This is a genomic window from Streptomyces phaeoluteigriseus, from assembly GCF_001896135.2.
GTDB classification, from domain to species: domain Bacteria; phylum Actinomycetota; class Actinomycetes; order Streptomycetales; family Streptomycetaceae; genus Streptomyces; species Streptomyces phaeoluteigriseus.
This window is the reverse complement of the sequence record NZ_MPOH02000019.1, coordinates 420,888-430,202: the sequence shown is the minus strand read 5'-3', so window position 1 is coordinate 430,202 and position 9,315 is coordinate 420,888. Positions and strand designations below refer to the sequence as shown.

The window sequence follows — 9,315 nt, the reverse complement described above, 5'->3', positions numbered from 1 at the left end:
GCGGGGGGTCGGGTGGGATGCAGCCGTCCGGCGCCTGACAGGCGCGCCTTCGGTGGGTGGGGCTCGGGGCGGTGGGGGTTCGTCTTCGGATGCCGGGTGGGATGCGGTGTCCGGCCGGCGCCCTGTCCCACCGAGCGGGTGGCGGTCAGGTGATGCGGCCCGGCTCTTAGGGTGCGTCCGGGGGCTCTGAGAGACTGGGCGGGATGAGTGAGACTGCACAGCCGACCGCCGCCCCGCAGCGTGCCCGCGCCGAGATCGATCTGGCCGCGCTGCGGGCCAACGTGCGCGCGCTGCGCGCGAAGGCGCCCGGTGCGGCGTTCATGGCCGTGGTGAAGGCCGACGGATACGGCCACGGCGCGGTCGCCTGCGCCCGCGCAGCCGTCGAGGCGGGCGCCGGCTGGATCGGCACCGCCACCCCGGAGGAGGCCCTCGCGCTGCGCGCCGGGGCGGGCCTGCCGGCGGACGTCAGGATCATGTGCTGGCTGTGGACGCCGGGCGGCCCCTGGCGGGAGGCCGTCGAGGCGGACCTGGACGTGTCCGTGAGCGGCATGTGGGCGTTGCGCGAGGCCGTCGAGGGCGCGCGGCTCGCCGGGCGGACCGCCCGCGTGCAGCTCAAGGCGGACACGGGCCTCGGGCGCAACGGATGCCAGCCCGCCGACTGGCCCGAACTGGTCACCGAGGCGCTGCGCGCCGAGCGCGAGGGCCTCGTCCGGATCACCGGCCTCTGGTCCCACTTCGCCTGCGCCGACGAACCCGGCCACCCCTCCGTCGCCGCCCAGCTCGCCCGCTTCCGCGAGATGCTGGCGTACGCCGAGGAGCGGGGCGTACGGCCCGAGGTGCGGCACATCGCCAACTCGCCGGCCGCGCTCACGCTCCCCGAGACCCACTTCGACCTGGTCCGGCCGGGCATCGCCATGTACGGCGTCTCGCCGAGCCCCGAGCTGGGCTCCGCAGCCGACCTGGGACTGCGCCCGGTGATGACGCTGGCGGCCTCGCTGGCCCTGGTGAAGCACGTCCCCGGCGGCCACGGCGTCAGCTACGGCCACCACTACACGACTCCCGGCGAGACCACCCTCGGCCTGGTACCCCTCGGATACGCCGACGGCGTCCCCCGGCACGCCTCGGGCACCGGCCCGGTCCTCATCGGCGGCAAGTGGCGTACGGTCGCCGGGCGGATCGCGATGGACCAGTTCGTCGTCGACCTCGGCGGTGACGAACCGGGGCCCGGCGAGGAGGCCGTGCTCTTCGGCCCCGGCGACCGGGGCGAGCCCACCGCCGAGGACTGGGCGCAGGCCGCGGGCACCATCGCCTACGAGATCGTCACGCGCATCGGATCACGGGTCCCCCGCGTCTATGTCGACGAGACGAACGAGACGATCGAGATGAACGCGACGAACGCGGCGACGGGACCAGCGGGACGAGCGGGATGAGCCGGGCGGACCGGACTTCGTGAGCACGTTTTCCTGAGCGCGCCCGCGCGCGTCCATTCATGTGCATGTGATTCGCGTGCATGCGGTTCATGTGAACGAGGAACGAGACGGGTACCCGCGTGCGCGGGCACCCCGGTATCCGGCGACATCCGGTGAAGAGGAGCGGTACGTGAGCGAGAGCAGCGCGGAGGCAGTGGCGAGTGCCGCCTCGGCGATCGTCGACGCCGCCTCCGCCACGGGGGCCGGTGGCTGGCGTCGGACGACGGGCATCGCGGGCGCCGCGATAGGCGTGATCGCCGCCGGCGCCGCCGCCGGAGTCGCCCTGGAGCGGATGACCGTCGGACGGGGCATGCGGGCGAAGGCCCGCCTCGCCCTGGACTCCACCGGCCCGTACGGCGCACTGCGCGGCACCCCCGGCAAGGCGTACGCCGACGACGGCACCGAGCTGTACTACGAGGTCGACGACGTCGAGCCGCAGGGCGGACCGGCGAACCGGCGGCGCCGCCTGTTCGGCCGCAAGTCCCCGCTCCCCGTCACCGTCGTCTTCAGCCACGGCTACTGCCTCAGCCAGGACTCCTGGCACTTCCAGCGGGCGGCCCTGCGGGGCGTCGTACGGACCGTGTACTGGGACCAGCGCAGCCACGGCCGGTCCGCGCGCGGTGCGGCCCAGTTGCGCGACGGTGAGCCGCTGACCATGGACCGGCTGGGGCGCGACCTGAAGGCGGTCATCGACGCGGCCGTGCCGGAGGGGCCGATCGTGCTCGTCGGTCACTCCATGGGCGGGATGACCGTCATGGCGCTGGCCGCGCAGTTCCCCGAGCTGATCAGCGAGCGGGTCGCCGCCACCGCCTTCGTGGGAACGTCGTCCGGGCGGCTCGGCGAGGTGAACTTCGGGCTGCCGGTCGCCGGGGTGAACGCCGTGCGTCGGGTGCTGCCGGGCGTGCTGAAGGCGCTCGGGCAGCAGGCCGCGCTGGTGGAGAAGGGACGGCGGGCCACCGCCGATCTGTTCGCGGGGATCATCAAGCGGTACTCGTTCGCGTCCCGGGACGTGGATCCGGCCGTCGCCCGGTTCGCCGAGCGGATGATCGAGGGCACGCCGATCGACGTGGTCGCCGAGTTCTACCCGGCCTTCACCGATCACGACAAGACCGAGGCGCTCGCCTGTTTCACGGAGATGCCGGTGCTGGTGCTGTCCGGCATCGGGGACCTGGTGACGCCCAGCGAGCACAGCGAGGCCATCGCCGACCTGCTGCCGGACGCCGAACTGGTCCTCGTCCCCGACGCCGGGCACCTCGTGATGCTGGAGCACCCGGAGGTCGTCACCGACCGGCTCGCCGACCTGCTCACCCGCGCGGGCGCCGTACCGGCAGGCGTTACCGTGGGTGGCTATGGAAGCACCAGCAACAGCGCGCAGGGCTGAGACAGAGCTGACCGTCACCTCCCCCGAGCGGATGCGGGACCTGGGCCGGCGCCTGGCCGGACTGTTGCGCGCCGGTGATCTCGTGATGCTCAGCGGGGAGCTGGGCGCGGGCAAGACGACGCTGGCGCGCGGGCTCGGTGAGGGTCTGGGCGTGCGGGGCGCGGTCACCTCACCGACGTTCGTGATCGCCCGCGTCCACCCGTCCCTCGGGGACGGTCCGCCGCTCGTCCACGTCGACGCGTACCGCCTCGGCGGCGGGCTCGACGAGATGGAGGACCTGGACCTCGACGTGTCCCTGCCCGAGTCCGTGATCGTCGTGGAGTGGGGCGAGGGCAAGGTCGAGGAGCTGACCGAGGAGCGGCTCCAGGTGCGCATCCACCGGGCCGTGGGCGACACCACGGACGAGGTCCGGCAGGTGACGGTCACCGGTCTGGGTGAGCGGTGGGCTTCGGCGGACCTGGGCGTGCTGACGGCCTGAGCGCGCGGCGGGGGCGGGACGTGCCGCACGTGGACGTTCCGACAAGACGTCGGCAAGATGTTGCGTTCGGTGTCCTGGGCGTGGTCACATGGTATCCCGCCCTTGGTTAGGGCTACCTAACTAGGTCCGCCCCGGTCCTCAGGAGGCGTCCATGCCGGCCACCGAGCCCAAGGCCCCGCGGCGGCCGTCCGCCCTCGCCGGGGTGTCCATGCGCGACCTGCTGGCGTCCTGCGCCGCCGCGGAGGCCGTCTCCCGCCCGCCGCGCGAGCCGGACCCGGCGACGGCGACCGGGGCCGAGAAGCGGCACACCCGGCACCGGGAAGCCGCCTGACCGTCTAGCGGATCACGACGACCCGCTGCCCGATCGTGGCGAAGTTCCAGAGCGCCTTCCCGTCCGGCCGGAGGCGCGGATGCCGCCCGTCTTCTTGATCGGGTCGACGACCGGTTTCGAACCGTCGACGGCCGCGCTGAAGCCGATCGAGACGCCCTTGACGTCGGTGAAGCGCACCACGTGCTCGATCGGGGTGCCGTCGGTGCCGGTGACGGCGCCGGAGCGGGAGGTGACGGCGTAGGTGCCGGGGAGCGGGTCGACGCTGCCGGGAGTGACCTGGAAGGTGCGCGTGGGCCTGCCGTCCTCGGCCACCAGCCAGACCCGGTCGTCGTCCACCGAGTACACGACCCGCGCGCCGGTGCCGGAGCGGGCCGGCAGCGCGGTGAGGTCCCGGATGTCGCGCGGTGCCTTCGGCGTCGTGGGGGAGGCGGCCGGCGGCGGCGACGCGAGGTCGGCCGGCACGTTCGCCGAGGCCTGGAAGGCGAGGAACCCGACGGTCGCCACGGCCGCCACGGTGAGCGCGGCCACGAAAGTCGAGCTGCTGCCTGCCACCGCGACCACCTCTCCGTCGTACGTCAGTGCCTCCCGGCGACGTTAGCAGCCGGTGGGCCCCTTACCCGGGCGGCCGTGCCCGGGCCCCGCGGAGCCGTAGGCTGTTTGCGTGCTCTTGCTCGCTCTGGATACCGCCACCCCCGCCGTCACCGTCGCCCTGCACGACGGCACGGACGTCCTCGCCTCGGCCGGCCAGGTGGACGCCCGCCGCCACGGCGAACTGCTGCTGCCGGCCGTCGACCGCCTCCTCGCCGCGGCGGGGCAGCGGCTCGACGCCGTCACCGGGATCGTCGTCGGCATCGGCCCCGGCCCGTACACCGGGCTGCGCGTCGGCCTGATGACCGCCGACACCTTCGGACTCGCGCTCGGCGTCCCCGTGCACGGCCTGTGCACCCTCGACGGCCTCGCGTACGCCACCGACCTCCAAGGCCCCTTCGTCGTGGCGACCGACGCCCGCCGCAAGGAGGTGTACTGGGCGCGCTACGCCGACTCCCGCACCCGCGTCACCGAGCCCGCCGTCGACCGGCCGGCCGACATCGCCGATCAGGTGGCGGGACTGCCCGCGGTCGGGGCGGGCGCGCTGCTCTACCCGGACACCTTCCCCGCGGCGCACGAGCCGGAGCACGTGTCCGCGGCCGCCCTCGCCTCGCTGGCCGCCGAGAGACTGGCCGCGGGGGAGGAGCTTTCGGAGCCCCGCCCGCTCTACCTGCGCCGGCCCGACGCCCAGGTCCCCAAGAACTACAAGGTGGTCACCCCCAAGTGACCGAGCCCGTCATCCCCGTGCTGCGCGAGATGCGCTGGTGGGACATCGATCCCGTCCTCGAACTGGAGAAGGCCCTCTTCCCCGAGGACGCCTGGTCCCGCGGCATGTTCTGGTCCGAGCTGGCGCACTCCCGCGGCCCCGAGGCGACCCGCCGGTACGTGGTGGCCGAGAGCGGCGACCGTGTCGTCGGCTACGCGGGCCTCGCCTCCTCCGGGGACCTCGCCGACGTCCAGACCATCGCCGTGGCGGCCGATCACTGGGGCACCGGACTGGGCGGCCGGCTCCTGGCCGAGCTGCTGCGGGCCGCGACCGCCTTCGAGTGCGCCGAGGTCATGCTGGAGTGCCGCGTCGACAACGTCCGCGCGCAGAAGCTGTACCAGCGCTTCGGCTTCCAGCCCATCGGCTTCCGGCGCGGCTACTACCAGCCGGGGAACGTGGACGCCCTCGTGATGCGCCTGACCACGGCATCCGACAGCGGCGCCGCCCCGGAACCGACATCAGTACAAGGAACCGAGATCAATGACTGACGAACCGCTCGTCCTCGGCATCGAGACCTCCTGCGACGAGACCGGCGTCGGCATCGTCCGCGGCACCACCCTGCTGGCCGACGCCGTCGCCTCCAGCGTCGACGAGCACGCCCGCTTCGGCGGGGTCGTGCCGGAGGTGGCGAGCCGCGCGCACCTGGAGGCGATGGTCCCGACGATCGAACGGGCGCTGAAGGAGGCGGGCGTCTCCGCGAAGGACCTCGACGGCATCGCCGTGACGGCCGGCCCCGGTCTGGCGGGCGCGCTGCTGGTCGGCGTGTCGGCGGCCAAGGCCTACGCGTACGCCCTCGGCAAGCCGCTGTACGGCGTGAACCACCTGGCCTCGCACATCTGCGTGGACCAGCTGGAGCACGGCCCGCTGCCGGAGCCGACGATGGCCCTGCTGGTGAGCGGCGGGCACTCCTCCCTGCTGCTCTCCTCGGACATCACCTCCGACGTGCGCCCGATGGGGGCGACGATCGACGACGCGGCCGGCGAGGCCTTCGACAAGATCGCCCGCGTGCTGAACCTGGGTTTCCCCGGCGGCCCGGTCATCGACCGGTACGCGCGCGAGGGCGACCCGTCCGCGATCGCCTTCCCGCGTGGGCTGACCGGCCCGCGGGACCCGGCGTACGACTTCTCCTTCTCCGGTCTCAAGACGGCGGTCGCCCGCTGGATCGAGGCCAAGCGGGCCGCGGGCGAGGAGGTGCCGGTGCGGGACGTGGCGGCCTCCTTCCAGGAGGCGGTGGTGGACGTGCTGACCCGCAAGGCCGTCCGCGCCTGCCGCGACCAGGGCGTCGACCACCTGATGATCGGCGGCGGCGTCGCGGCCAACTCCCGGTTGCGCGTCCTGGCCCAGGAGCGCTGCGAGGCGGCCGGTATCCGGCTGCGCGTGCCCCGGCCCAAGCTGTGCACGGACAACGGCGCGATGGTCGCGGCGCTCGGCGCGGAGATGGTGGCCCGCAACCGGTCCGCCTCCGACTGGGACCTGTCGGCGGACTCGTCCCTGCCGGTGACCGACCCGCACGTCCCCGGCCGCGCGCACGACCACGACCATGCGCACGAGGTCGGCGGCAAGGACAACCTGTACTCATGACGGTGGCGCTGATGTGGGAGGCCCGCGCGGCGGACGGCCGGGGCGGGGAACTGCTGGCGTGGGCGCGGGAGCAGCGGCTCCCGCGCCCTCCCGTGCGCCGCGAGACCTTCCGTGCCCCGCAGGACCGGGTCCTCGTCATCACCTGGTGGGACGCGGACCTCGACGCGGACCTCCCGGAACTGCCGGAGCCCGACGGCGAGCTGGTCACGCGCGCGGTGCACCGGTGGCGGTTCGAGGCGGTGGACCCGGACTGAGCCGGGGCCGCCCTACGCCTGCTCCGACACCCGCGTCTCGCAGCGCATCCGCCGGTCCGGCCCCAGCACCCGTACCGGCCCCGTGAGGCTCAGCCGTGCCGTGTGCCGTACGTCCGCGCTGGACGTGCCGAGCCGCAGTTCCAGGTCGCCCGGTTCCACCACGCGCCGCCCGCCGCGGTCGGTGAAGGCCGACAGGTCGGTGTGGAAGTGGAAGGTCACCCGGGCCGACCCGCCCGCGGGCAGCTCCAGTCGCTGGTAGCCGATCAGCCGTACGTCGGGGCGGGTCACGCCGGCCACCGGGTCGTGCAGGTAGAGCTGGACGACCTCGGCGCCCGCCCGGTCGCCGGTGTTGCGGACGGTCAGCGAGAGGTCGTACGAGCCGTCCGTGCCGAGGCCGGTCTCCGGTCCGTGGACGTCCTCCCAGGCGAACGTCGTGTACGAGCGGCCGTGTCCGAACGGGTACAGCGGGGTCGGGTCCAGGTTGCTGACCTCTCCGGCCAGGCCCAGGGGCGGCTGGAGGTAGGTCCACGGCTGGCCGCCCGTCACCTGGGGCACGCTCACGGGCAGTCGGCCCGAGGGGTTGACGCGGCCCGACAGCACTCCCGCGACCGCCGGACCTCCCTCCTCGCCGGGGAAGAAGGCCTGGACGACGGCGCCCAGGCGGCCGTGCCAGCGGCCGAGGGCGTAGGGGCGGCCGGTGAGCAGGACCAGGACCACCGGGACGCCCGTCGCCACCAGCGAGTCCAGCAACGCGCCCTGGACACCGGGCAGTCGCAGGTCCGCCACGTCGCAGCCCTCGCCCGAGGTGCCCCGGCCGAACAGGCCCGCCCGGTCGCCCAGGACCGCCACGCACACGTCCGCCTCCGCGGCCCGCGCGACGGCCTCCTCGATGCCCGTGGTGTCCGGGTCGGAGACCGGGCAGCCCTCGGCGAACGTGACCTTGGCGTCGGGGAGTTCGGCGCGCAGCGACTCCAGCAGCGTCGGGATGTCGATGCCTGGCTCGGCCCCGGGGAGGTGGGTGAGGACGTGGGAGGGGAAGGAGTAGCAGCCGAGCATCGCCAGGGCGTCCGCCGCCCTCGGGCCGACGACCGCGATCCGGGTGTCGGGGGAGAGGGGGAGCAGCCCGTCGGGGTTGTCCAGCAGGACCACCGACTCCTCGGCCAGCCGGCGGGCCACCGCGCGGTTCGCCGCCGAGTCGAGGTCGACCGTCTCCGGGGTCTCCGGCCGCCAGTCCTCGTCCAGGAGGCCCAGCTCGCACTTCTGGAGCAGCACCCGGCGGGCGGCCCGGTCGATCAGGTTCTCGGGGACCTCGCCCGCGCGGACGGCCTCGTTGAGCGTGTCGCCGTAGTACTTCACGGTCGGCAGCTCGACATCGATGCCCGCCTCCAGCGCCAGGTGGGCGGCCTGGGCGGGGGTGCCCGCCACCCGGTGCAGGGTCTGGAGGAAGCCGATGCCGAAGTAGTCGGCGACCACCGTGCCCGTGAAGCCCCAGTCCTCGCGCAGCAGCTGGGTGAGCAGTTCGGGGTCGGCGGAGGCGGGGACGCCGTCGCGTTCGGTGTAGGCGGCCATGACCGAGCGGGCCCCGCCCTCGCGCAGCGCCATCTCGAACGGCGGCAGGGTCACGTCCGCGAACTCACGGGTGCCCGCCCGCACGGGGGCCAGATTGCGCGCGCCCACCGAGGAGGCGTAGCCCGCGAAGTGCTTGAGCGTGGCGACGATCCCGGCCGACTCCAGGCCGCGCACATAGGCCGCGCCGATCGTTCCGACCAGGTACGGGTCCTCGCCGATGGTCTCCTCGACCCGGCCCCAGCGCGGATCGCGTACGACGTCCAGGACGGGTGCGAGGCCTTGGTGGACGCCGACCGAGCGCAGGTCGTGGCCGATGCGCCGGGCCATCTCCTCGACCAGCGGCGGGTCGAAGGCGGCGCCCCAGGCGAGCGGGACCGGGTAGGCGGTGGCGCGCCAGGCGGTGAATCCGGCCAGGCACTCCTCGTGCGCCACCGCGGGGATGCCGAAGCGGCCCGCGGCGACGATCCGGCGCTGGGCACGGGCCAGGGCGCGGGCGCCGAGCGCCGGGTCCACGGGGGCCGTGCCGAAGGAGCGGGTCAGCTGGCCGAGGCCCCTGCCGATCAGCTCGTCCCATTCATCGGCGGAGTAGCCGGCGGTCATGTCGTGCTGGTGCGGGGCGACTCCGTCGCCGTCCGTGTCGGCGCCGACCCACACGCCGTACAGCTGGGCGGTCTTCTCCTCGAGGGTCATCCGGGAGAGGAGGTCGTCGACGCGGGCGACGGCGGGCAGGGCGGGGTCACGCCAGGGGGCGGTGGTCATGAAACTCCTGTCAGAGGTCGGTGAGCCACCAGAGCTGGAATCCAACCACAACGAATGTTTCGAGCTTAACTTCGAATGTTCCGGGAACCTATGGCGTCCCCTTGGGTTCGTCAAGAGGGAGCGCGGGGATACGATCGCC

General features: G+C 73.9%; 9 protein-coding genes and 1 pseudogene. 8 read left to right on the top strand and 2 right to left on the bottom strand.

The window, feature by feature from the left end:
- Positions 1 to 203 precede the first annotated feature (203 nt).
- The 4 genes from alr to BM536_RS31490 all read left to right on the top strand — a co-directional run bounded on the left by alr (position 204) and on the right by BM536_RS31490 (position 3,659).
- The gene (gene alr, locus BM536_RS31505; protein WP_073497496.1) at positions 204 to 1,430 is read left to right on the top strand and encodes an alanine racemase; all 1,227 of its coding nucleotides are present in this window, start codon (positions 204 to 206) and stop codon (positions 1,428 to 1,430) included.
- A 169-nt stretch (positions 1,431 to 1,599) separates the two neighbouring features.
- A complete protein-coding gene (locus BM536_RS31500; protein WP_073497498.1) occupies positions 1,600 to 2,850 on the top strand; it encodes an alpha/beta fold hydrolase in 1,251 nt (416 codons plus the stop codon).
- Positions 2,819 to 3,328 (top strand): tRNA (adenosine(37)-N6)-threonylcarbamoyltransferase complex ATPase subunit type 1 TsaE, encoded by a 510-nt coding sequence (tsaE, locus tag BM536_RS31495; protein ID WP_073497500.1) that lies wholly within the window; start codon positions 2,819 to 2,821, stop codon positions 3,326 to 3,328. Before BM536_RS31500 ends, tsaE begins: the two co-directional genes overlap by 32 nt.
- 151 nt (positions 3,329 to 3,479) lie before the next feature.
- On the top strand, positions 3,480 to 3,659 hold the full coding sequence (locus BM536_RS31490) for a hypothetical protein (RefSeq protein ID WP_073497501.1): 180 nt from the start codon (positions 3,480 to 3,482) through the stop codon (positions 3,657 to 3,659).
- A gap of 4 nt (positions 3,660 to 3,663) precedes the next feature.
- On the opposite strand, the pseudogene BM536_RS31485 reads toward BM536_RS31490, so the two are convergent.
- A pseudogene (locus tag BM536_RS31485) lies at positions 3,664 to 4,211 on the bottom strand (hypothetical protein).
- Between the two features lie 109 nt (positions 4,212 to 4,320).
- Between BM536_RS31485 and tsaB the strand changes: the two are divergent.
- The 4 genes from tsaB to BM536_RS31465 are packed head-to-tail and all read left to right on the top strand — an operon-like array spanning position 4,321 to position 6,848.
- The gene (gene tsaB / locus BM536_RS31480) at positions 4,321 to 4,974 is read left to right on the top strand and encodes a tRNA (adenosine(37)-N6)-threonylcarbamoyltransferase complex dimerization subunit type 1 TsaB (RefSeq protein WP_094103790.1); all 654 of its coding nucleotides are present in this window, start codon (positions 4,321 to 4,323) and stop codon (positions 4,972 to 4,974) included.
- Positions 4,971 to 5,501 carry a ribosomal protein S18-alanine N-acetyltransferase gene (gene rimI, locus BM536_RS31475; protein ID WP_073497503.1) on the top strand — a complete coding sequence of 177 codons (531 nt, stop codon included), beginning with the start codon at positions 4,971 to 4,973 and terminating at the stop codon, positions 5,499 to 5,501. The genes tsaB and rimI overlap by 4 nt, the downstream gene beginning before the upstream one ends.
- Complete coding sequence (gene tsaD, locus BM536_RS31470; RefSeq protein ID WP_073497505.1) at positions 5,494 to 6,594, top strand: tRNA (adenosine(37)-N6)-threonylcarbamoyltransferase complex transferase subunit TsaD; 1,101 nt, start codon at positions 5,494 to 5,496, stop codon at positions 6,592 to 6,594. The genes rimI and tsaD overlap by 8 nt, the downstream gene beginning before the upstream one ends.
- Positions 6,591 to 6,848, top strand: a complete 258-nt coding sequence (locus BM536_RS31465) for a hypothetical protein (protein ID WP_073497507.1) — start codon at positions 6,591 to 6,593, stop codon at positions 6,846 to 6,848. Before tsaD ends, BM536_RS31465 begins: the two co-directional genes overlap by 4 nt.
- Before the next feature lie 12 nt (positions 6,849 to 6,860).
- Here BM536_RS31465 and BM536_RS31460 read toward each other — a convergent pair whose 3' ends face one another.
- The gene (locus BM536_RS31460; RefSeq protein WP_073497509.1) at positions 6,861 to 9,176 is read right to left on the bottom strand and encodes a beta-xylosidase/alpha-l-arabinosidase; all 2,316 of its coding nucleotides are present in this window, start codon (positions 9,174 to 9,176) and stop codon (positions 6,861 to 6,863) included.
- Between the last annotated feature and the right edge of the window lie 139 nt (positions 9,177 to 9,315).